The sequence below is a fragment of the Fibrella aestuarina BUZ 2 genome (assembly GCF_000331105.1).
Classification (GTDB): Bacteria; Bacteroidota; Bacteroidia; order Cytophagales; family Spirosomataceae; genus Fibrella; species Fibrella aestuarina.
This window is the reverse complement of the sequence record NC_020054.1, coordinates 2,296,205-2,319,198: the sequence shown is the minus strand read 5'-3', so window position 1 is coordinate 2,319,198 and position 22,994 is coordinate 2,296,205. Positions and strand designations below refer to the sequence as shown.

At 56.6% G+C, this 22,994-nt stretch carries 17 protein-coding genes; 10 read left to right on the top strand and 7 right to left on the bottom strand.

Annotation, left to right across the window (positions count from 1 at the left end):
• Nucleotides 1–8: 8 nt before the first annotated feature.
• A complete protein-coding gene (feoB, locus tag FAES_RS09520) occupies nucleotides 9–2,327 on the top strand; it encodes a ferrous iron transport protein B (RefSeq protein ID WP_015330989.1) in 2,319 nt (772 codons plus the stop codon).
• Between the two features lie 57 nt (nucleotides 2,328–2,384).
• On the opposite strand, the gene FAES_RS30480 is transcribed toward feoB, so the two are convergent.
• Nucleotides 2,385–2,549, bottom strand: a complete 165-nt coding sequence (locus FAES_RS30480) for a hypothetical protein (protein ID WP_015330988.1) — start codon at nucleotides 2,547–2,549, stop codon at nucleotides 2,385–2,387.
• Between the two features lie 225 nt (nucleotides 2,550–2,774).
• Complete coding sequence (locus tag FAES_RS09515) at nucleotides 2,775–4,274, bottom strand: bifunctional ADP-dependent NAD(P)H-hydrate dehydratase/NAD(P)H-hydrate epimerase (RefSeq protein ID WP_015330987.1); 1,500 nt, start codon at nucleotides 4,272–4,274, stop codon at nucleotides 2,775–2,777.
• A 132-nt stretch (nucleotides 4,275–4,406) separates the two neighbouring features.
• Here FAES_RS09515 and rplS point away from each other — a divergent pair, with 132 nt between their 5' ends.
• The 3 genes from rplS (at nucleotide 4,407) to FAES_RS09500 (ending at nucleotide 6,734) form a co-directional block, all read left to right on the top strand.
• The gene (gene rplS, locus FAES_RS09510; protein WP_015330986.1) at nucleotides 4,407–4,781 is read left to right on the top strand and encodes a 50S ribosomal protein L19; all 375 of its coding nucleotides are present in this window, start codon (nucleotides 4,407–4,409) and stop codon (nucleotides 4,779–4,781) included.
• A 184-nt stretch (nucleotides 4,782–4,965) separates the two neighbouring features.
• Complete coding sequence (gene dapF, locus FAES_RS09505; RefSeq protein WP_015330985.1) at nucleotides 4,966–5,742, top strand: diaminopimelate epimerase; 777 nt, start codon at nucleotides 4,966–4,968, stop codon at nucleotides 5,740–5,742.
• A 56-nt stretch (nucleotides 5,743–5,798) separates the two neighbouring features.
• Complete coding sequence (locus FAES_RS09500; RefSeq protein ID WP_015330984.1) at nucleotides 5,799–6,734, top strand: bestrophin family protein; 936 nt, start codon at nucleotides 5,799–5,801, stop codon at nucleotides 6,732–6,734.
• A gap of 41 nt (nucleotides 6,735–6,775) precedes the next feature.
• Here FAES_RS09500 and FAES_RS09495 read toward each other — a convergent pair whose 3' ends face one another.
• Nucleotides 6,776–7,081, bottom strand: a complete 306-nt coding sequence (locus FAES_RS09495) for a rhodanese-like domain-containing protein (protein ID WP_015330983.1) — start codon at nucleotides 7,079–7,081, stop codon at nucleotides 6,776–6,778.
• A 554-nt stretch (nucleotides 7,082–7,635) separates the two neighbouring features.
• Here FAES_RS09495 and FAES_RS09490 point away from each other — a divergent pair.
• From FAES_RS09490 to FAES_RS09480, 3 genes are all read left to right on the top strand, one after another.
• On the top strand, nucleotides 7,636–9,534 hold the full coding sequence (locus FAES_RS09490; protein WP_015330982.1) for a tetratricopeptide repeat protein: 1,899 nt from the start codon (nucleotides 7,636–7,638) through the stop codon (nucleotides 9,532–9,534).
• A gap of 217 nt (nucleotides 9,535–9,751) precedes the next feature.
• Nucleotides 9,752–11,596, top strand: a complete 1,845-nt coding sequence (gene htpG / locus FAES_RS09485; RefSeq protein WP_015330981.1) for a molecular chaperone HtpG — start codon at nucleotides 9,752–9,754, stop codon at nucleotides 11,594–11,596.
• A gap of 151 nt (nucleotides 11,597–11,747) precedes the next feature.
• Complete coding sequence (locus FAES_RS09480) at nucleotides 11,748–12,791, top strand: adenylate/guanylate cyclase domain-containing protein (protein ID WP_041257715.1); 1,044 nt, start codon at nucleotides 11,748–11,750, stop codon at nucleotides 12,789–12,791.
• Nucleotide 12,792: 1 nt separating this feature from the next.
• On the opposite strand, the gene FAES_RS09475 is transcribed toward FAES_RS09480, so the two are convergent.
• A complete protein-coding gene (locus FAES_RS09475; RefSeq protein WP_015330979.1) occupies nucleotides 12,793–14,010 on the bottom strand; it encodes a BamA/TamA family outer membrane protein in 1,218 nt (405 codons plus the stop codon).
• 279 nt (nucleotides 14,011–14,289) lie between these two features.
• Here FAES_RS09475 and FAES_RS09470 point away from each other — a divergent pair, with 279 nt between their 5' ends.
• Nucleotides 14,290–15,528: a WG repeat-containing protein gene (locus FAES_RS09470; protein ID WP_041257713.1), complete on the top strand. Its 1,239-nt coding sequence runs from the start codon at nucleotides 14,290–14,292 to the stop codon at nucleotides 15,526–15,528.
• Between the two features lie 34 nt (nucleotides 15,529–15,562).
• Here the strand turns inward: FAES_RS09470 and FAES_RS28930 are convergent, their stop codons facing one another.
• The 3 genes from FAES_RS28930 to FAES_RS09455 form a co-directional block, all read right to left on the bottom strand.
• The gene (locus FAES_RS28930; RefSeq protein ID WP_015330977.1) at nucleotides 15,563–16,495 is read right to left on the bottom strand and encodes a LamG-like jellyroll fold domain-containing protein; all 933 of its coding nucleotides are present in this window, start codon (nucleotides 16,493–16,495) and stop codon (nucleotides 15,563–15,565) included.
• Between the two features lie 5 nt (nucleotides 16,496–16,500).
• Nucleotides 16,501–17,361, bottom strand: coding sequence for a hypothetical protein (locus tag FAES_RS09460; RefSeq protein ID WP_015330976.1), 861 nt, complete (start codon nucleotides 17,359–17,361; stop codon nucleotides 16,501–16,503).
• A gap of 69 nt (nucleotides 17,362–17,430) precedes the next feature.
• The gene (locus tag FAES_RS09455) at nucleotides 17,431–17,766 is read right to left on the bottom strand and encodes a PKD domain-containing protein (protein ID WP_015330975.1); all 336 of its coding nucleotides are present in this window, start codon (nucleotides 17,764–17,766) and stop codon (nucleotides 17,431–17,433) included.
• Nucleotides 17,767–18,124: 358 nt separating this feature from the next.
• On the opposite strand from FAES_RS09455, the gene FAES_RS09450 reads away from it, so the two are divergent.
• Both FAES_RS09450 and odhB read left to right on the top strand, forming a co-directional pair.
• Entirely contained in the window at nucleotides 18,125–20,890 is a 2,766-nt protein-coding gene (locus FAES_RS09450) for a 2-oxoglutarate dehydrogenase E1 component (protein WP_015330974.1), read from the top strand.
• A 183-nt stretch (nucleotides 20,891–21,073) separates the two neighbouring features.
• Nucleotides 21,074–22,735, top strand: coding sequence for a 2-oxoglutarate dehydrogenase complex dihydrolipoyllysine-residue succinyltransferase (gene odhB / locus FAES_RS09445; RefSeq protein ID WP_015330973.1), 1,662 nt, complete (start codon nucleotides 21,074–21,076; stop codon nucleotides 22,733–22,735).
• Nucleotides 22,736–22,994: the final 259 nt, after the last annotated feature.

Genomic DNA, 22,994 nt, shown 5'->3' with positions numbered 1-22,994 from the left:
TTGTTCCTTTGAAAACGTCGCCCGTCCTGGCGTTAGTAGGTAATCCCAACGCCGGAAAATCGTCTCTTTTTAATCAGCTCACGGGCCTCCGTCAGAAAACCGGGAATTTCCCCGGTGTAACGATGGACAAAAAGTCGGGCGTCATGTCGTTGACGCCCCAGCTCGACGCCACCGTCGTTGACTTACCCGGCGTTTATTCCATCTACCCCAAGTCGCTCGACGAGCAGATTGTCACCGACATTCTGGCGAATCCCACCCACCCCGACTATCCGGATGTGGCGGTCGTTGTGCTTGACGCGTCTAACCTACGCCGAAATTTATTGCTCTTCACGCAGATCATGGACCTGCGCGTGCCTACGGTGTTGGCTCTGAACATGCTCGACGTAGCCCGTCAGCAACAGCAGGAGGTCAACGCGGTACGGTTGTCCATGCGACTGGGCATCCCCGTTGTGCGGATCAACGCCCGGACGGGTGAAGGCCTCGAGTTGCTTCGTAAAGCCATTTTGCAGCAGCTTGATGAGCCGGTCATTGCCGAATCGCTCTTCTTCGACCCCGAAACCGACCCCGTATTGGCCGAAGGCATTACCAGCAACGTACCTGATCCAGTTATGCCGGGTTCCACGCTGGAAAGCCTGACCCGCCCCGACCTGATTCAAGCAGCACCTAACCTGCTGGACACTGACACGGACCTACCCAACCAGGCAGGCCCCGGCCAAACGCAGGTAGATCCAACAAAGGCCGACCAAACGTGGCCCAGCCAAGCGCGGCCCGGCCTCATCGCTGAGACCAAGCAGCAGTACAACCTGAGCAACAATTACCTCGCGCTGCAATACATTATCCAGCACGATGGGTTTACGTTCCTAACCAAACAGCAACGCGAAGGGCTCGACCGCCTCATCAGCAAATACGAATTCAGCGAACCGGCTTTTCAGGTTCGTGAAACCATCCGCCGCTACGAACTCATCGCGGGCATCATCACCGATGCCGTCACCGATAGCCGCCCGGCGAATCAACCCACCTGGAGCCAACGGCTCGACCGGGTTTTGCTGCATCCCATCTGGGGCTACGCCATTTTCGGGTTTATTTTACTGCTGATTTTCCAGGTCATTTTTGCCTGGGCCACGCCATTCATGGATGCCATCGACGAAGGCGTTGCCTGGCTGAATGGCACCCTCAAAGACAGCCTGCCGGCGGGCCCGCTCACCGATCTGCTGACGGATGGCGTATTGGCGGGCATCGGGGGCATTCTGGTGTTTATCCCGCAAATCGCTTTTCTGTTCCTGCTCGTCTCGCTGCTCGAAGAATCGGGCTATATGTCGCGGGTCATGGTTCTGATGGACCGCATCATGCGGAAATTCGGGCTGAACGGCCGGTCGGTCGTGCCGCTCATTTCGGGCGTTGCCTGCGCCGTACCGGCCATCATGGCCACGCGCGCCATCGGTTCCCGCCGCGATCGGCTCATTACTATTCTGGTTACGCCGCTCATGAGTTGCTCGGCACGTCTACCCATTTACACCATCCTGATCGCGCTCGTCGTGCCCGACAGACGGGTGTTGGGCTTGTTCAACCTACAGGGGCTGGCCCTGATGAGTCTATATCTGCTGGGGCTATTATCGGCACTGGCGGCGGCCTGGGTCTTTAAACTCGTGCTGAAAACAAAGGAACGCAGCCTGTTTGTGATGGAACTGCCCACCTTCAAAGCCCCACGCTGGAATCACGTCGGGCTGACGGTCTGGGAAAGCGTACGGTCGTTTGTGTTTGAAGCAGGTCGGGTTATCCTGGCCATTTCGATTATCCTGTGGGTGCTGGCGAGCTACGGCCCTGGCAACAGTATGGACGACGCCGAAGCCCGGATTCGTCAGCAACAACAAGGCCAGCCCGAGGAGCAGGTTGCCAACGCCGTTGCCGCTCAACGACTGGAAGCTTCGTATGCGGGTCATTTCGGGCACTTCATCGAACCAGCTATCAAACCGCTGGGCTACGACTGGAAAATCGGCGTGGCCTTGCTGGCTTCGTTTGCCGCCCGTGAGGTGTTTGTTGGCACCATGTCGACAATCTACAGCCTGGGTGCTGGCGATACCGGCGATGACACCACCATTCGGCAGCGCCTAAAAGCCGAACGGAACGCCGATACAGGTGGGCCCATGTATACGCCCGCCGTAGCGTGGTCGCTGCTGGTTTTCTACGTCTTCGCTATGATGTGCATGAGCACCATCGCCACCACCTACCGCGAAACTAAAGGCTGGACATGGCCCCTCGTGCAGCTAGGCTACATGAGCGTGCTGGCTTACGTATCGGCCTGGGCAACGTACCTGTTGCTTCGATAAAACAAAAAGCCCGGTTCAGACAGAACCAGGCCTTGTTATGTTTTCAGCAAGTTTTCGCTAAAAGAGAAGTCCTTTCGCAACCAGCGGATAGATGAAATGGTAAACGATGTAGGCAAAGAGCGCCAGCGTGATACCACCCAGGGTAGCTGTCTGCCCCAAATCAGTACGTGCTTTGGGAGCCGATTGGCCCATACGCCATTCTCGTTGTGTGTAGTTTGCCATGGTCGTGGTTGCGTTTAGTTGAGCTTGCTAAGCAGTCAACAAAGATGATGCCCACAGAAAAAGGCCTATAGCGCAGAAGTACGGAAGGAGGCCGCGTACAATTACGTGGTTGATTGAGCGGCGTTTTTGGGTACGTAAAAGTTTAGCGTACGGGCTATCCAGTTAATAGTCAACAGGGTTACCACTGTAGAATTTTATCTACAGCTATCGGGAAGCGTTGCCACACTAGTCCCACCGCAATCCATCAACCACATCGGAGGCCGTAAGGCCAATCTGCCCGCGTTCACGGGCGGCTACATCGCCCGCCTGCCCATGCGCAAACACACCCAACACCGCTGCCTCGATAGGGTCATAGCCTTGCGCAAGCAGGGCCGTTAGCACACCCGTCAGCACATCGCCGGTGCCGCCCGTGCTCATGCCGGGGTTGCCGGTTGAGTTGAAATGCACTTCGCCATTCGGTAAGGCCACGGCCGTGTATGCTCCTTTCAGCACCACGATCACCTGCTTACGCTGAGCAAAATCACGCAGCAATTCGAGTTTGTCGTAATCGTTCTGCCACCGCTGCGTCAGTCGCTCAAATTCCTTTGGGTGAGGCGTCAGAATACTGTTTTCGGGCAGCAACCCCATCAGGTCGCGGTGCTCGGCAATCAGGTTCAGCGCGTCGGCATCAATCACCATCGGGCGGTTAAAAGCGGTCATCACTTCGCGCAGAAACCGCACCGTCTCAGGGGCTTTGCCAATGCCCGGCCCCAGCCCAAGTGCCGAGTAATCGGCCAGCGCCGGTCCGTCGACTTCACTCGGGCCTGTCAGCACGCGCTCGTTCACATCGGGGCGGCACATGGCCTCCGGCACGGCCGTTTGCAGTACCTCATAGCCACAGTGCGGCACCTGCACAGTCAGCAGGCCCACACCCGACCGCAGGCAGGCGCGCGCCGCCAGCACCGCCGCGCCCATTTTGCCGTAGCTGCCGACCAGCAGCAACGCATGACCAAACGTGCCTTTATGCGAAAACTTGTCGCGCCGCCGGAGCAGCAGGCGTGCCTCGTCGTCGGTCGTGTAGTAAAAAGGCGTGGGTGCCTGATCGATAAAGCGCTGATGCAGGCCAATATCCACCATGTGCCACTCGCCTACCCACCGGGCATTGCCGGGCAGCAGCAGCGCCAGTTTAGGCAGTTCAAACGTCACCGTATAGTCGGGCTGAACGGCCACCTCACCGGGTTGGTTGGGCTGGTTGGCATACAGCCCGCTGGCAATATCAACCGCTACGACCTGTGCTGGTGCCCGGTTGATCGCTTCGACGACTACTTTGACAATCCCCTCGACCGGCCGCGAGATTCCCGACCCCAGGATCGCATCGATCACTACGTCTTTCTGGCGCAGCGTGGGCATGTCGCCCGGCTTTTCAATGTAGTGGGGGTTGATCAGCAGCTTCAGCCGCCGGTGGTTGTGGGCAAAGTCGTCGGACTCGCGGGGCGCGTGGCGCACCACAAACACTTCAACAATGTAATTGGCTTGAATGAGTAACCGCGCAATCGCCAGACCGTCGCCGCCGTTGTTGCCCAGCCCACAAAAAATCTTCACGGGCGTCAGCGCATCGAAGCGCATCCTGAACCAGTCGACGAAGGCTTGCGAGGCCCGCTCCATGAGCTGAATCGGGGCTATCGGTTCATTGGCAATGGTATATTTATCAAGTTGGCGAATCTGCTCAACGTCCAAAATCTTCATAATAAGGCAGAAAGCTACGGCAACTGGCTGCAATGCAAGGCTGTATTCGGCAAAACTATTTTCTATCAAGGAATAAAATACTATCTTTGCGCCTCGATTCTGAAAAATCTACTGACGATATACAATACGGTCATGAGTGATCTGATAAAATTAGTGGAAGCCGACAACGCCCAACGGCGGGCCGATCTTCCCGTGTTCCGCGCCGGTGATACGGTAAATGTTCACGTAAAAATCCGCGAAGGTAACAAAGAGCGTATCCAGGTTTTCACGGGTACTGTTATCCAGCGCCGCAACCCGAACACCAACGGCGAAACCTTCACGGTTCGCAAAATTTCAAACGGTGTTGGTGTTGAGCGTATCTTCCCTGTGCTGTCGCCGAACGTCGATAAAATCGAAGTCGTGCGCCTCGGTAAAGTACGCCGTGCCCGCCTGTTCTACCTCCGTGGTCGTCAGGGTAAAGCTGCTCGTGTTAAGGAGCGCATCGTAAAGAAAGCCGTAGCCGCATAAGCACTGCGCTTCCCCATACCAATAAGAAGGCTACTCCACACGAGTGGCCTTTTTTCGTTTTCAGTTTGACGTGTTCCGCTCGGCGTTGCCAGTTTAACGTTAACCGGAGAGCCGATCTCAACCTGAACTGGCCGCGAACATCAAACTAAAAACCCAAAACTCCACCCAAACGATACTCTCACTCATGACTTTCTACAAATACCAGGGAACCGGCAACGATTTTGTGCTGATCGACGATCGGGCGCAGACCTTTCCGGCTCATGATCAGGCGTTGATTGCTCACCTGTGCCATCGGCGGTTTGGCATTGGCGCCGATGGGCTCATCCTGCTGCAAAACCACCCCGACTATGACTTCCGGATGGTGTATTTCAATGCGGATGGTGCCGAAGGCAGCATGTGTGGCAATGGCGGTCGTTGCATCGTGCGGTTTGCACATGATTTGGGCCTCTTTGAGCGCACAACCCGCTTTCTGGCCGTCGATGGCGAGCACACCGCCGAGGTCCGCAACGAGCTGGTTCACCTGCACATGAGCGACGTAGCCGGCATGGACGTTCAGCCCGGCCACACGTTTCTGAATACGGGGTCGCCCCACGTGGTTCAATTTATCGATGACGTCGACGAATACGATGTAGTAGCCGAGGGGCGGGCCATTCGGTACAGCGCGGCCTTTGCACCGGGTGGTACCAACGTCAATTTTACGCAACTGGCCGATGGCGGCCGAAGCCTGTCGGTACGTACCTATGAGCGGGGCGTGGAAGATGAAACCTATTCGTGTGGCACGGGCGTAACGGCGGCGGCACTGGCCGCCTATCGGCACCACGGCCTGCCAAGCCCGGTGGCCATCCGGGTGGTGGGCGGCGCCTTGCAGGTGTCGTTCAGTCCGCAGCCAGACGGGCGTTTTACCGACATCTATTTGATCGGGCCGGCCCAACGAGTCTTCACGGGCGAGCTAACAGTTTAGTCCGTTGAGCAGTTAGGCGTATAGGGTATTTTCACGCCCGCTGCTCAACCGTTAGTATGATTATTTACCAGAAAGACGACTGGTTCCGGGCCATATGGCACTTCCACACCGGCACTACTGCCCGTTCATTGATGAAGCGATTGGCTTGGGTATTTGCCTACGTCACCATGATCACCATCGTTGAGATTCGCTTCGTTGACCTCCGCCTGAAAGATACGCCCAGTGAGTTCTTGTCGACGATGGGCATTCTGCTCAGCTTGCTGATCCTGTTCCGCACCAACACGGCCTACGATCGTTTCTACGAGGGCCGACGTACCTGGGGGACGCTCGTCAACAACAGCCGCAACCTAGCGGCTTACATGAGTGCCCTGCTGCCGGCGCAACGCCACAACGACCGCCTGTTTTTCACCAAAGCGATTGCCAATTTCGCCTTTGCCCTGAAAAATCACCTGCGCAACGATCGGCCCAGCAATGCGGGCGAATTGGAAGAGAGTAGCCAGGGCCAGCTAAGCACGCTGAACCTCTACGACCACGTACCCAACGGGATTGTCGCGCAGATGCGGCAGCGGACCGAGACGTTGTACCGCGAGGGCCTGCTGACTGATCCCCAGCTTATCAATTTAAACAACCTGATCATTGTCTTTCTTGATGTAGCCGGTATCTGCGAGCGCATTCGTAGCACCCCTATCCCGTTCTCCTACAGCTTTTTCATCAAGCTCTTTATCCTCTTCTACATCGGCATCATGCCCTTCACCATCGTCGACGAGTATGGTTACCTCACCATCCCGGCCGTGATGGCGGTTTCGTATGTCATGGTTGGACTGGAAATTATCGGTGAAGAGATTCAGGATCCGTTTGGTATAGAACGAAACAACCTGCCCCTCAATCAGATTTCGCAGATGATTCGTATCAACGTGCATGAATTGATGCAGATCTACGTTCCCCCCGTCGAGAAAGAAGCCGCAAAATCGGGGTTCGTGATCGTGACCTAGGCTTACTGAGTCGACCCACTCGTCTTATACCCTGGCTACAGCTATTCGGCGTCGACCAGACCACCGGCCACGTGGTAAATCATCTTGTGGCTGAAGTCGGGGTGGCGTAAGAGGTCTTTGGCGGCTACCCGGCTCCGTACCCCGTTGGTACAGAGCACGATCAGTGGGTCATAGGGAGTTAGCTCGGCCCGCCGGGTACGTATATCGGCCAGCGGTATATTGATGCCGCCGAGGTTAAACTCCTCAAACTCCCACTCATCGCGCACATCTACCACCAGCGCACCCGGCTGCTGACGGAAGGTTTCCAGATCGCCCAGTGCGATATCGGTGTACGGCTGTGTCGTCATATCCTATCAACGTACCCGGCTTCGTTCATGTTCGCACGAGGCGTTATCAGCCGCGTTTAGGCGCAACCCAGGGCAACCGCTTACCTATTTTTTGTGTGACCACGCCAATAAAGGCAGTCTATAAAGTAAGCATTGGCCGGGTATAGGTCGAGCGAAGTAGTTGAACCGGCCACTAGCTCAGTCCTTCGTCGCCAACCACAACATATGTCAGGTCATTACTTAGAAAAGGAGCGACTCTGTAAATTCATTTACCGATCCTATACATGAGTAAATAAGTAGCTACTAAATTCGATTTTGTAGCCACCTAATACAACCTGATTTATGTTCATATCAGTACGTAAAAAGTCTCGACCCATATCGCCGTAATAGTTTGTCTATTAACCCTTTAGCGAATAATCCCGTTTCATTTCCGTTCACAAAGAAACTGGTCTAAAATTTGCTAATAAACTAGCGTACATGTAACTTGATTTTAACAAAACTAGGTACGGTATATACTTAAGTAAATACACGTATTCAGTACTTGAAATTTGAGCCTCTACGCTAACGAATTCTTTATGCGCGTTTTCAGCTTTTGCTTCTTGTTGATAGCAACTCAGGCGCAAGTACTTGTAGGGCAGAATCTTACGACCAAGGCCTATAAGCAATACAGTTTACGACAACTGGATAGTGCGGCCGTTTCGTTTCAAGCCTTGGCAGCTACCGATAGCACGCAGCCCGACGTGCGCGCGATGCTGTCGGCTATTTACTGCCAGACCAAACGGTACGACGACGCGCACCGCGAAGCCTCGGCGGCACTGGCACTAGCGCCGAAATCGGCCTGCTACTGGACGCTGTTGGGAAATGCCCGTTGGGGACAGGGCCTCACCGATCAGGCTCTGCGCGCTTACCTGAAAAGTCTCGACCTGCTGGCCGAAGGGCTGTTTCAGCCGAGCCATACCATATCCGTGCTTCGGGCGGTAATGCCCTACCGGCAGCTCGAAAAACAGGTAAACGAGTTGATCGCTTCGTCCAAAGCAACCCCACAGCATTATGTGCTGCTTGGCTATGCCTTGCAGATGCAGAGCCGTTTTGAGGAAAGCCTCGCCGCCTATCAGAAGGCCCTGACAATGCAGCCCGATCAGATGGAAGGCTACCTCTTTGTTAGTGAACTGCACCGGGCTGCCAAGCAAACGCAGCCGATGGTCGAGGCCTATGAGCAGGCGGTTGAGCACGATCCGTTTATCAGCAGCAAGCTCTACAAAGCCGCCATTCAGGATTATACCGAGAGTCTTCGGAAAGAAACTGGCTCCTTCGCTTACTTCGCCTTGGGCTACATCCATGAAAAAGGGTTAGGCACCCCGGCCAATCTCACCGAAGCACAAAAATGGTATGCCTACGCGGAGCAGATGCACAACCATATCGCCGCGGTCAAGCTGATTCAACTCTACGGGCGCGGCGCTGTCCCCGGCGTCAATGGAAAAGAAGAAATTCACCGGATTCAGCAAAATCGGAACGCCGGCCGCCGGAGCCACACCATCGAGTTTAAGCTGGCCAATGGCAATTACCAGACGGCTACCGTATTTGTTGACGCGTATCCGGCCGACAAAACAAAACCCTACGCCGCCGAAAGCCGTCGGTTGAACGAAGTATACGGCACAACGGTGGACTTGTATAGCCTTATTCCGCTCGACCGCCCGATCGAGCCCGTTGTCGCCGACGTAGCAGCACCCCGCCAAAGTCAGCTGGCAGCGGCCGCTCCGCTTACGGCGTCTTTGATGGCGAGTCCGTTACTGAGCCCAGAACTCTCGGCCTCGGCTGTGCAGTTTGCGCAGTCGGCTGTTGGGACAGCCAAGCTTACCCAAACATTCAACCGGCGGATCGAGCCGTTTCTGGAGCCCTATTTGGCCGATAGTGTGGCCGCGGTGATGACCCAAACGCTGGCCGATTACCTGGGCGACGTGGCCCACACGCCGGTCCTGGCGATTCAGCGGCTGCGACAGGACCTGATCACTAACCGGGCCGACCAGGGGTTTCTCTATTACGCCATCGCTTTTCTGCACGAGCAATTGAGTGGTTCATCCGACTGGTCATCGGCCGAAAAATGGTATACCTACGCGTTCCAACTTCACTACACGCCTGCTTATCAACGGCTCAAACGCCGCTACAGTCAGGAAGTGCTATCGCCGGTTAAGCTGGCCCGGCTGGACAAAAACTGGCAAAATGGCGCGACCGAGATACCGCTCACCCTCGAAACCCCCGAAGGCGACGTGAAAACGGTGAGTGTGTATGTACTGGACAACATGGGCAATTCGCCCGAGCCCATTGCCAATGAAGTGAGCCGCCTGCTCGACCTGTACGGCGTGGAGGTGCCTCAGCAAACCGTTGAGCGCTTCAATATGCTGTACCGCGAGGCCCGGCAGACCAATCTTTCCTACCAGGATTTGTGCCGTCAGGCTTTCCTGAACAAGTCGTAACGTACCTAGCTTTCTGATCCTCCGTTCGCCCCTCGCCCGTTGGTGAGGGGTTTTTCATGGCTGTCAATCTGACAGCCTTGTTCTGTCTGGAACGGCTTTTGGTGCGGGGCAGGCAAACGTCATCTGTCAGGCCTCATCGGCAGCGTTGCTACGTACCCAGCCAGGTACGTTTGGTCAATCCCAATGAGGTACGCCTGTTAATCGATTCATACATTCTATGGAAACCCTACACGAAAAAGGAGCATCCACTCGGGGCCAAATCTCAATTCACACGGAGAATATCTTCCCGATCATCAAGAAGTTTCTGTATTCTGACCACGAGATTTTCCTGCGCGAATTGGTCAGCAATGCCGTCGATGCCAGTCAGAAGCTGCAAAAACTAGCCAGTTATGGCGAATACAACGAGGAGGTTGGTGAACTGAAGATTACGGTAGCTTTCGACAAAGACGCTAAAACCATCACCATCAGCGACCGGGGTATCGGCATGACCGCCGACGAGGTCAAGAAATACATTAACCAGATTGCCTTCTCGGGTGCTACCGAGTTTGTCGAGAAGTATAAAGACAAAGCAACGGCCGGCGAAACCAACATCATTGGCCATTTCGGGTTGGGCTTCTACTCGGCCTTTATGGTCGCCCGCGAAGTCGAGATCATCACCAAGTCGTATCAGCCAGGGGCGCAGGCCGTGCGTTGGGTGTGCGACGGTTCCACCGAGTATGAACTGAGCGAAGCCGAGCGCGCCGACCGGGGCACCGACATCATCCTGCACATCGCCGAGGACTCGGAAGAGTTTCTGGACAAATACCGGCTCAAGGGCATCCTGGAAAAATACGGCAAGTTTCTGCCCATCCCGGTTGAGTTTGACGGCGAGGTGATCAACACGACCACGCCGATCTGGACCAAATCGCCCGCCGACCTGACCGACGACGATTATAAGTCGTTCTACCGCGATTTGTACCCCATGTCGCCGGAGCCGCTCTTCTGGATTCACCTCAACGTCGATTACCCGTTCAACCTGACGGGCGTGCTGTATTTCCCCAAACTCGACGGCGACAAGTTCCAGATGAAGCGGGAGAAAATTCAGCTCTACAGCCGTCAGGTGTTTATCACCGACGAGGTGAAGGATGTAGTGCCTGATTTCCTGATGATGCTGCACGGCGTAATCGACTCGCCCGATATTCCGCTCAACGTGTCGCGGAGCTTTTTGCAGGCCGATAGCAACGTCAAGAAAATCAACGGCTACATCACCCGTAAAGTGGCCGACAAGCTCAACGAGCTGTTTGTCAACGACCGGGCGGGCTTTGAAGCCAAGTATGACGATATCGCCATTTTCGTGAAATACGGTTCGCTGAGCGATGACAAGTTCTACGACAAAGCCAAAGACTTTGCGCTGGTGAAAAACACCGATGGCAAGTACTTCACGCTCAACGAATACCGCGAACACGTGCAGGCCAACCAGACCGACAAGAGCGAGCAGGTTGTTTTCCTGTACACCACCGACCGCAACCAGCAGGACGCCTACGTGGAGTCGGCAAAGCGGCGGGGCTACGACGTGCTGTTGATGGATACGATCATCGACGCGCACTACATCAACGCCCTGGAATACAAACTCGAAAAGACGACCTTCAAACGCGTCGACGCCGATACACTCGACAAACTGATCGACTCAGGCGTGGCCAGCGAGAGTGTATTGTCGGAAGAGGAACGTACCCGGCTGAAAGAGTTGTTCGAGCAAACCCTCAATGATAAATCCCTGACGGTGAGCGTTGAATCGCTGCCCACCGATGAGCTGCCGGTGTCGATCACGATGCCTGAGTTTATGCGGCGGATGAAAGACATGTCGGCGCTGTCGGGCGAGGCCAACATGTTTGGCAGCCTGCCGGGTGGGTACAACGTAGTGGTCAACGCCAACCACCCACTGTCGCAAAAGCTGCTTTCTACGGAAGGCGCTACCCAGACAACCCTCACCCAGCAGCTTTATGACCTGGCGCTGCTGGCCCAGAACCGCCTCACCGGCCCCAGCCTTACAGCCTTCGTGAAGCGCACGGTCGACGGGCTGTAAGCACACCCAAGTGTATAGTTGTTAAAGGTTCAATGGCCGAGGTCTAACGTTGTTTTTCGCCGCTCATCAGGCGGAATGACAACTTTGAACCTCGGCCATTGAACCTTGAACGGCTATGCCTAACTTTAGCTACGCAAAGCATACACCCTGCATGAAAGCTAAAATACTCGTCGTTGATGATGAACCGGACCTCGAACTGCTGATCAAGCAGAAGTTCCGCCGTCAGATACGCGAACAACAATATGAGTTTTCGTTTGCTCAGAATGGGCTTGAGGCCATAGCCCAGATTCAACGTAACCCCGACATCGACGTGGTGTTGTCGGATATTAACATGCCCGAGATGGATGGGCTCACCCTGTTAACCAAACTGGCTGAACTGAACCCCATCCTCAAGGCGGTGATGGTGTCGGCCTACGGCGACATGGAGAATATCCGGACAGCCATGAACCGGGGGGCCTATGATTTCGTGTGCAAGCCCGTCAACTTCGAAGACCTCGAACTGACGATGCAGAAGACCATCCGGCACGTTCACGACCTGCGGCAGACGCTACAGGCCGTGAAAGAGAACAACATCCTGCGCATGTACGTGGATGAGAGCGTCCTGAAGTTCATGACTCGCTCGGAGTTTGAGCAGTCGCTGACGGCCAGTGAAACCAGCACCGCCACCATTGTTTTTGTCGACATTTGCGGGTTTACGGCCATCGCCGAGCGCGAAACGCCCGAGACCGTGGTTGCCTTGATCAACAAGTACTTCGATGTGATGGTGAAGGAAATCCTGAATCAGGGTGGGTACGTCGATAAGTTTATGGGCGACGCCGTGATGGCCGTTTTCCAGGGCGAATTCCACACCGACCGGGCCATCGAAGCCTGTCTGGCCATCCGGTCAAACATCGCCGCCATTCAGGAAGAACTATCGGGCAAACCCTACCAGCCCGAAGTGTCGATTGGCCTCAACAGTGGTGAGGTTGTCTCGGGGAATATTGGTTCGGTAGCCCTGCGCCGCCTCGATTACACCGTCATCGGCGACATCGTCAACACGGCTTCGCGCCTGCAATCGACGGCCTCAGCGGGCCAGATCCTGATCACGCAGGCCTGTTATGAAAAAGTAAAAGAGTCGTTCCACTGCGAGAGCGTCGGCGAGCACAAGCTGAAAAACAAGCTGGCCCCCGCCCACCTCTGGAATGTAATCTCGTAGCCTAAAACACCTCGTTGAGGTTGAAATAGAGTCCATGCGAACCGCCCGCACCAAAGCCGTAGTCGATGGCCAGATTGGTGCGGGCGTTTTTGTTGACCTTCACCCGAAGTCCTCCACCAACCCCCGGCCAGATTTTGGTCGTGTGCAGCGCCGCCGTTTCCTGCGTGGTTTTGAGCGGATCGCCAAGCCAGTTGTGCACCGTCTGGGCATTGGCGAATAACACCGCGCCCAGCAGCCCATTGGCCGTCAGTTCGGTTCGGTATTCGGCTTCGACGTAAACCAGAGCCGGCCCCCGGAAACGCCCCATGGCGTAGCCTCGCCCGCTGTTGTTGTAGGTGTCCCAGCCCGTACTGGGCAGATCGAGGTAAGGCACGCCGTTGCCAAACGTCGTCCAGTTGAAGCCCCAGAAAGCCAGTTGCTTTTCCAGTCGGCCACCCAGCGGCACATAGCGGCGGTAGTCGAGCCAGATGGCGTCGTAATCGACATTGCTCCCCAGCCACGTATCGTAGTGCCGATACTGCGCCAGAAAATAAGAGCCGCCGGTGGGGTTGTTCAGGTTGTCGCGGCGGTCACGCAACACCCCCACGGCCAGCCCCGACGAGGTGGAACGTACCTGGCGACCGTAGCGATCATAATCCGTGAGTTGACCGTTGAGGCTGGTATTCTGTATGTCGAAATGGTAATCGAGCAGGTAGCCGACCCCGATCATGTAATCGCGGGCAATGGCCCGGTAGGCCATCTGGTAGAACCGGATGTGGTTGTAATCCAGATCACTGGCGTCGGCCAGCTGGGTTTGGTTGCCCAAGCCGTAGGTAGTCGTCGGGAAATTGTAAAAACGCCAATCGCCCTGAATATTGAACCGATGACCGCGCGTCCAGAGGTTGCTGATAGCCGTTACCAGCACCTGATTAAATTGCGAATAACCCGCATACAAATGGGCCGTCGAGAGCCGGGTACGTGGTGTCTGAGCCGGGTAAAAGGAGGTCGTCAGAATGCCGCCGACGGCCACGCCGGTAGCTGGCTGGTAGTTGAGCGAGGGCAACACCGCCCATTGGGGTTTCGACAACGTCGAATCGTTACCGGGAACGAGTTTAATGCCAAACCAGCGCTTGGCCAGGTCCGACGCGTCGAGTTGAGGCGTACGTTGAAGGGTATCGGTAGTCTGTCCAACTGAAGAAAGTGGGGCAAGCAACAACCAAATCAGTAGCCGTTGTTTCATGCAGTGCGTATAAATCGTCAACCGAGTTAACTATCACCTCCAGCAATCGGTTCCTGATCGCTGCTACCGTCTACTAACTAATCGAATTCCCGCAGGTACAACCTATTCGTTGCGGGTCCGATTAACCGTACTTGTACCCAGCGCTGTTTTCCAGCCAAATAGGCACATTCTCGCGCAATGCGGCCTTCGATTCACGGCAAAACGCCCGATTGCGCGTTACCTTCGTACCCAAACGGCCAGGCGACCCGATTGCCTCCGCTTGACGGCCCCATTATACCTATGTCGCTGGACGAATTACGCGAACGCATCAAGAACGAACTGGTTTTACACGAAGGCAACATCGCCGATTGGCAATGGAACCGGACCGGACTGCCCACCGAAGCACGCGAATTGGGTATCACCGATTTTTTACGGCTTGTCGACGACGTGGCCCGTCCGCTCAATGCCCAGTTCAGCAAGATTCTGGAGTTGCAGGCCGTCATCCGAAAAATCGCCGTCGACACCCAAAAACGGCTGTCCGACGTGCAGATTGGCGGCTTTGCCCTCGAAGCCGAGCGATTAGGGCTATCGCGGTCGTTTGTGACCGAGCAGTGGGTGCCGCGCATTCTGGCCCAGCTTCCCGATGCCGAGCCAACGCCGCAACCGGCTCAGCCCGTTGCGCCAGCCCAGCCTATACCGCCACCGGCGCCCCCTATTCCCCCGGCGCCTGATGCGGCCGAGGCAATGCGCCAGAAGGTGCGCCACAGCTTAGACGATTACAAGGAGCATATCCCGGCCGCGGTGATTCGCACGCTGTTTCGCACCATCGATTACGACGAAGCCAAACTGGCCGAAGCCGTACTGGCCTACCTGCGCGACAATTTCTACGCGTCGGAAACCGAGCCAACTGGCCCCACCCTGCGCGACAAACTCACGTCGACCGATTGGCGCCACCTTGTCTGGTGGGAAAACAAACCCACTCAACCGACGGTCGCTCCTACGACTCCTTTACCGACGCCCCCCCCTCCGGTAGCGACCGTCCCCAAGCCAGCGCCTTCCACGGGCCTGCGCGACATGCTTTTCGCCCTGCTCATTGCGGGCGGGCTCATTGGCTTTGTCATTTTCCTGATTAAAAGCGGCAAATCGTCACCCAATGACAATCAAACGACGACGGATCAGGTCGATACGGTAGCTCGTTCGGAACGTACCCAGCCGACTGAGGGCATCAGCCGTCGGAAGAAAAAACGCCGTACAACCTCCACTACCCCCCCTGCGTCGCCGGATGCCCGGTCCAACGAATCGGCGCGGGCAACAACATCGCCCCGTGATCAACCGTACGACGAATTACTGAACGACGTAGGGCAGTATGGCGAACGGCCCGCCAAAAAAGATGGACAGTGGGGCCTGTGGCGCAAAGGCCGCTGGATGGTCCTCCCCGTTTACGACGCGATCGAGGTCTACAACGACGGGCGGGCACGCGTCAGCATCAACGGTAACAGCTACGACATCGACCGCAACGGCGACCGGATCAGGGAGTAGCCATAGGTCGTTGGATGGTAAGCGTTGCATACGCTTACTTCCCTAACTGCACGGTCAGGTACTGGAATTTTACGGCGTTGGCGTAGCTGATGAATCCGATACCATTGCCTTTGAAGGGCCGGTATGGATGGGGGCTGTCTTCCACCTCGCGACCGTTGATGTAGAAGTGCAGTTGATCGCCCGTTCGGCGGATGGTCAGCGTGTTGCGTTTGACATCGATGGGTACTTTGGCCAGCGTGGGTTTCCCCGCCATGTAGCCCGCCTGCGATGTGCCGTTGACGCGGGTGTATAGGGCCACTTTGTTTTTATCGAGCAGCCGAAACTGACAGTAATTGCTCGTGTCTTTCACGCCGATAAGCAGCCCCGCGTCGGGCGCAATACCCGGTGGCATCACCATTTCCACCGATACCGTGAAGGTGTCGGCCCGGTTGAGGTTCAGGTTGTCGGGGAGTTTGATGTAGCTGCGGCCGGGGCGCGCCAGACTCTGCCCGTTATCGACGGGGCGCTGACTCCGAATGTAGTAACTGTTATCGTCGGCCAATTCGAGTTCAAACCCGTTGCGGCGGCCCGTCAGCCAGCCATTATGGTTGTCGGCAAACGTTTCCAGAAACGACCGCGACGTGCCTTTGGGGGCCGTAGACGGTTTGGGCAGCGGGAGCCGATCCGGGGTACGTTCGGCGGGGGCTTTCTCGGGCGCAGGTGCCTCAGCAACCCTTGTCGGTTCAGGCGACGTACTGGTAACGGCTGGGGCGGGCGATGGTGCGGTGGCCTTGGCCTTGCTGCGGGTGGCCTTAGTGGCTTTCGTTTTACCGGATGCCACGGCTTCGTTACCGGCTTTCGCAACGGTATCGGCAGGTGTAATGACCAGCACAGCCCAGTTGCTGGCCGACGAAACAATGGGTGCTTTCTGCCCCACGGCCACAGCGGTGGTGAGCAAAAAGCAGCTTATAGAAAATAGCGTACGCATGATGGCTAAAAAGAATAACGCACAACGGCAACAGGTACGTTGGCCTGATACGACAGATTGACGCTCACCGCCTGACCACGCTTGTCGGGCCGCTGATTTTTGATCCCTCGCAGTACCGTGAGCGCAATATCAGCTACCCAGATCGCGGCGGCGGCCCGTGTGGCAATGTAGTAACGCTGATGGGCGGTGTTGGCTTGCTGATAAAAAGGCTCACCCACGTCGTTGCTGCCCGACAGAGTGTAGTTTTCGTAGGCCTGAGCGGCCTCGCCCTGTTGCCCGGCGCCGTAGATCAGCAGGCCATAGGCGGCTACCGTTACCAGCGGCCGCAGCCCCACCTTGGGCCGGGGCGTCTGCACAAAGATATTGCCAATTCCCGGCGCCAGTGCCGACAACAACGCCCAGCCGGGGCCGCGATACGGGCGGGTGGCGACCGACGCCGTATCGGGTTCGGCGGCGCGGCGGCGTGATTCCTTCGAGCGCTTCTCAGGCACATCGGCGATTATAGGATTACCCTGCAGGCCCAGTTGCTTCACAAACACCAGCGCCCGCAGTTCTTCGCGCAGGGTGTAGCCGTTGCGGCGCAGGTTCCAGACAATGCGCCGGTCGCGCCCGTCGGTCTGGCGCATGCCCGTGTCGCCGCTGACATACGCCCGGCTGGGCACGATCAGTTTGCCGTTCCGGCGTTGCAGCCGCATATAGACCGAATCGGTGGGCTGGCTGTTTCGCAGATCGTACAACACCTCGATCGACTGCTGGTTGAGCGCGCGCATGCGAACATTGCTGACCCGGCCCTGCGCCGACGCGCCCAGCGCGATCAGCCAGCCGGCAACTAGCAACATGCCCGAGTGTAGTAAGGATGATGGCATAGTAAGAAGCAATTCGTGGGAATAGAGTTGTGGGTACGTTGCCAGCCGGTTTCGGGGCAGGCAAGCGCCTTATTCAGTAACGCTGACCGTACGCGACGCGGTCGTAGTCTGGCTGCACACGGTAGTGAGTTTGGCGCGTACGGTGTAGGTGCCGGGGCGGTCGTAGAGATAGGCGGCTTTGGTACCCACCTGCGGCAGGCTGCGCCCATCGCCAAAATCCCACTCGATTGTACGAAACTCCTGGTTGGGATTGGTCAGCGTGGCGTTGACCTGAAGCCGATTGACCGTGGTGGCCACCGTGGCCGAGGGTGCCTTGCAATCAGCAAAGTTTTTGCGTTCCAGGTTGAACGGCTCACAGCCTGTTGTCGAGTAAAGCAGCAACAGCAGCGCGAAGAGTTGTTTCATATAGTCGGACGAACAGCGGCTAAGTACGCCAAATTTCGGCCAGAATAACGTTTCTATTCCGCACTATTCGCTTAGTTTATCTACCTAACGGCTAGGTTAACCTGACAAACCGGCTCAGTGCGAAAGCGTTACCAGCGTTACCCGATTGCCTCAAAACCGTTAACGTTTAACCCGGCGCGGTCATTGCAGGAATCGCCCATAACGGCGGGCCACTTACTAACTAATTCCACTTAAATAGGGTTGTATCCATAAAAACGCCACTACGCCCGGCGTAAGTTGGATAAAAACAAGTGTTGTGTCCACCCATTCATAGGCTTTACCTTACCTTTGTCGGTTAAACAGCGCGTTGCAACCAATCATGGACCAGTATTCATATGTAGCCAACTCCGATGCGGCTTATATCGACCAGTTGTACCAGTCGTATAAGCAAGATCCCGCCTCGGTCGACACCAGTTGGCAGCAGTTTTTTAAAGGCTTTGAGTTCTCGTTAGCCTATGGCGAACAGGCCGCCAACGGGAATGGTAATGGCACAAACGGCGTGGCCTCGGCGGCCCAAACCGTACCCGTTGATGCCAAACACAGTGAAAAAGAAGTATCGGTAGCCAGCCTGATCAAAGCGTATCGGTCGCGCGGGCACCTCCTGGCGAAAACCAACCCGATTGGTCAGCGCAAAGACCGTAACCCCCGCCTGAGCCTGGCCGACTACGCGCTGTCGGAGGCCGATCTGGACACCACCTTTGAAGCCGGGAAACTGCTCGGCATTGGCGCCGCCACCCTGCGTAAAATCATGGAATCGCTGGAAACCATCTACGCGGGCCGTATTGGCTTCGAGTACATGTATATCCGCGAAATCGACGTCAAGAACTGGCTGCGGAACAAGATCGAAAAAGAAGCGTTGACGTTTAGCCCCACGCCCGCCGAGAAAAAGCGGATTCTGGAAAAGCTGAACGAAGCGAGCATTTTCGAGAACTTCCTGCACACCAAGTACCTGGGGCAGAAGCGTTTCTCGCTCGAAGGTGGCGAAACGACCATCCCTGCCCTCGATGCCATTATCAGCCGCGCGGCCGATCTAGGCGTTGAGGAAGTGATGATCGGGATGGCCCACCGGGGTCGGCTCAACGTGCTGACCAACATTTTGGGCAAATCCTACGAAGCCATTTTCGATGGATTTGAAGGCAGCGTACCCTCGCAGGTACACGGCGATGGCGACGTAAAATATCACCTCGGCTACTCGAGCCTGACCAAGACGCCCGCAGGCAAGGAGATCAGCGTGAAGCTGGCCCCGAACCCGTCGCACCTGGAGGCCGTCAACCCGGTCGTTGAAGGGTTCGTGCGGGCGCAGGCCGACGAAGAGTATGCCGGCGATTTTGCCAAAATCATGCCTATCCTGATTCACGGCGACGCGGCCGTGGCTGGTCAGGGCATTGTGTATGAAGTGACGCAAATGGCCAAGTTGCCCGGCTACCAGACCGGGGGTACGTTGCACTTTGTGATCAACAACCAAGTTGGTTTCACCACCGATTTTGATGACGCCCGTTCGTCGATCTACTGCTCTGATGTAGCCAAGATCATCGACGCGCCGATTTTCCACGTCAACGGCGACGACCCGGAGGCGGTGATTTTCTGCGCTAAACTGGCCGTCGAATTCCGCGAGATGTTCAAGCGCGACGTGTTTATCGACATGGTCTGCTACCGTCGGTATGGCCACAACGAGTCAGACGAACCGAAGTTCACGCAGCCGACGATGTACTCGGCGATCGAGAAGCATAACAACCCCCGCGAACTCTACAGCAAATTGCTGATTGAGCGCGGCGACGTGGATGCCGAACTCGCCAGCCGGATGGATGCGGAGTTCAAAAAGCTCCTGCAGGATCGCCTCGACATGGTGAAGCAGAAGCCCGGTTTGCCCTACAAACCGCTACGCCTCGATCAGCAATGGGCGGCCCTGCGTTACGCCAAAACCGAAGACTTCGACCAATCACCGCAAACCGGCATTTCGGCCGAAACCGTCGAGAAAATCGGGCAGGCGCTGGTAACGGTGCCCGAAGGGTTCAAGCCACTGAAGCAGATTGAAAAACTGCTGGCCGACCGCAAGAAGATGATCTTCGAAACGAAGCAGGTCAACTGGTCGGTGGCGGAGCAAATGGCCTACGGCTCGATTCTGCTCGAAAACAAAGTGGTTCGCCTGAGTGGACAGGACGTGCAGCGGGGTACGTTCTCGCACCGCCACGCCGTGCTGCACGATTCGACCAACAATACGCTCTACACGCCCATCAACCACATTCAAGACGGGCAGTTACCCATCCAGATTTACAACTCGCTGCTGTCGGAATACGGCGTGCTGGGTTTTGAATATGGCTACTCGATGGCCGCGCCGCACGCACTGGTGATCTGGGAAGCGCAGTTTGGCGACTTCGCTAACGGCGCCCAGGTAATGATCGATCAGTTCATTGCGGCAGGTGAATCGAAATGGGGCATTCAGAATGGCGTGGTCATGTTGCTGCCCCACGGCTATGAAGGCCAGGGTCCGGAGCACTCAAACGCCCGCCCCGAACGTTACCTGCAACTTTGCGCCGAAAACAACATGGTGGTGGCCAACATCACCACGCCGGCCAACATTTTCCACGCGATGCGTCGGCAGTTGGCCTGGGAGTTCCGCAAGCCACTGGTGATCATGTCGCCCAAATCGCTGCTGCGTCATCCGCAGGCCATTTCGTCGATCGACGAGCTGACCTCAGGTACGTTCCGCGAAGTGATTGGCGATACCTACGCCGACCCCAAGAAGGTGAAGCGCGTTCTGCTCTGCACGGGTAAGGTCTACTACGATCTGCTCGATAAGCAACAGGCCGACAAGCGCGACGACGTGGCCATCGTTCGGATGGAGCAACTCTATCCCATTCCGGTGAAGCAACTCGACGCCGCCCTGAGCCAATACAAGAAACCTGAGTTGGTGTGGGTGCAGGAAGAACCGGAAAACATGGGCTACTGGTCGTTTATGCTGCGCCGGATGCGGGAGCGCAACCTCCGCTACATCGGTCGTGAGTCGGCGTCGTCGCCCGCTACTGGCTTCGCCAAAGTGCACACGCAGGAGCAGAACGAGTTAGTCGCAAAAGCATTTGAATAAAACGAGTTGTTCCGTTTTCGGTGGTCAGTTTTCAGTTGTGTTTTTCCCATTGCCCTTGCCCATTACAGGAGGAATTTTGTTGTTTCGCTTCTTACAACGAGAACACAGGATTTCATCATGCTACAGGCAGTGAGCCAAACGCAACCGAGAACGGACCACTGAAAACCCTTCCAAACACATAAAATGGCTGCTATTGAAGTAAAAGTGCCCGCTGTAGGTGAGTCGATCACGGAGGTAACGGTGGGTGAATGGTTGAAGAAAGAGGGTGATACGGTAAAGGTCGATGAGGTGCTTTGCACGCTCGATTCCGACAAAGCATCGTTTGAATTACCGGCCGAAGCCGAAGGTGTGCTACACATTATGGCGCAGGCCGGCGACGTGCTGCCCATTGGCGCGACCATCTGCACCATCGATGCTGCCGGTGCTGCACCCGCAGCCTCCGCCCCTGCCGCCCCCCAGGCCGAAGCGCCCAAGGCTGACGCAACACCCGCTCAACCAGCCCCCGAGCCGCAACCGGCGGTTCAGGCTGTAGCCGAGCCCGCCGCTGCGCCAGCGCAGCCGTCAACGGCCGCCAGCACGATCGAGGTAAAAATTCCGGCCGTTGGTGAATCAATCACCGAAGTGACCATTGCCGCCTGGAGCAAAAAAGACGGCGACAGCGTGTCGATGGACGAAACCCTCTGCGAGTTGGAATCCGACAAGGCCACGTTTGAATTGCCCGCCGAAGCCGCCGGTACGTTGCGTATCGTTGCCGAAGCCGGTCAGACGCTGCCCATCGGCGCGACCATCGCCCGCATTGAAGCCAGCGCGTCAACGGGTGCAGCGCAGCCGTCAGGTACGTCGGCACCAGCCGCTCCGGCCGCACAGCCTCAGGCTGCCAACGGCAGCAGCAACGGTAGCTACGCCGCCAATTACCCGTCGCCTGCCGCCGCCAAAATTCTGGCCGAAAAAGGCGTTGAGCCCGCGCAGGTAGCCGGTACCGGCGTTGGCGGTCGGATCACGAAAGAAGACGCCCAGAAAGCCAGCGCCGCGCCAGCGCCACAACCGGCTCCGGCTCAGCCTGCCCCCGCGGCGCAGAAGCCCGCCGCACCGGCGCCCGCACCGCAGGCTCCGAGCGCCCCCGGATCGCCGGACCGTACCGGCCAACGTACCCAGCGGCGCGAGAAAATGACCTCGCTGCGGAAAACGATTGCCCGCCGCCTGGTGGCCGTGAAAAACGAAACGGCCATGCTGACGACCTTCAACGAGGTCGATATGAAGCCGATCATGGATCTGCGCGCCAAGTACAAAGACAAGTTCAAGGAGAAGCACGCCGTGGGCCTCGGGTTCATGTCGTTCTTCACGAAAGCGGTCTGCATCGCGTTGCAGGAGTTCCCGGCCGTAAACGCCATGATCGACGGTGATCAGATGGTGTACAACGATTTTTGCGATATCTCAATTGCGGTATCGTCGGAGCGCGGTCTGGTGGTGCCCGTTATTCGGAACGCCGAGCAACTGTCGTTTGACGGTATCGAGAAGGAGATCATCCGGTTGGCGGGTCTGGCCCGTGATAACAAACTGACCATCGAACAGATGCAGGGCGGTACGTTCACGATCACCAACGGCGGTATTTTCGGGTCGATGCTGTCGACGCCGATCATCAACGCGCCGCAATCGGCCATTCTGGGGATGCACAACATCGTGGAGCGGGCTGTCGTCGTGAATGGCGAGATCGTCGTTCGGCCGATCATGTACGTGGCCCTCAGCTACGACCACCGCATCATCGACGGTAAAGAGTCGGTTAGCTTCCTGGTGCGCGTGAAGCAACTGCTTGAAGATCCGACCCGCATTTTGCTGGGTGTTTAAACCAACGGTTCAAGGTTCAATGGCCAAGATTCAACGTCACCCACGTTGGACCCTGGCCATTGAACCTTACCTTTTTAGGGCTATGTGGGACTACCTGTCGCTTGGGTTTCGCATGGATGAGTTGGGCAATTGTCAGGGAAAGCTTAGCCATCTCGGCAAGCAAGGCTGGGCGTTGGTACCACTCGTTCCCATCGAAACCAGGAGCGTCGGCGTGTTCGACAGCGGATCAACCACATCACACATCTTAGCGGTAGTTAAG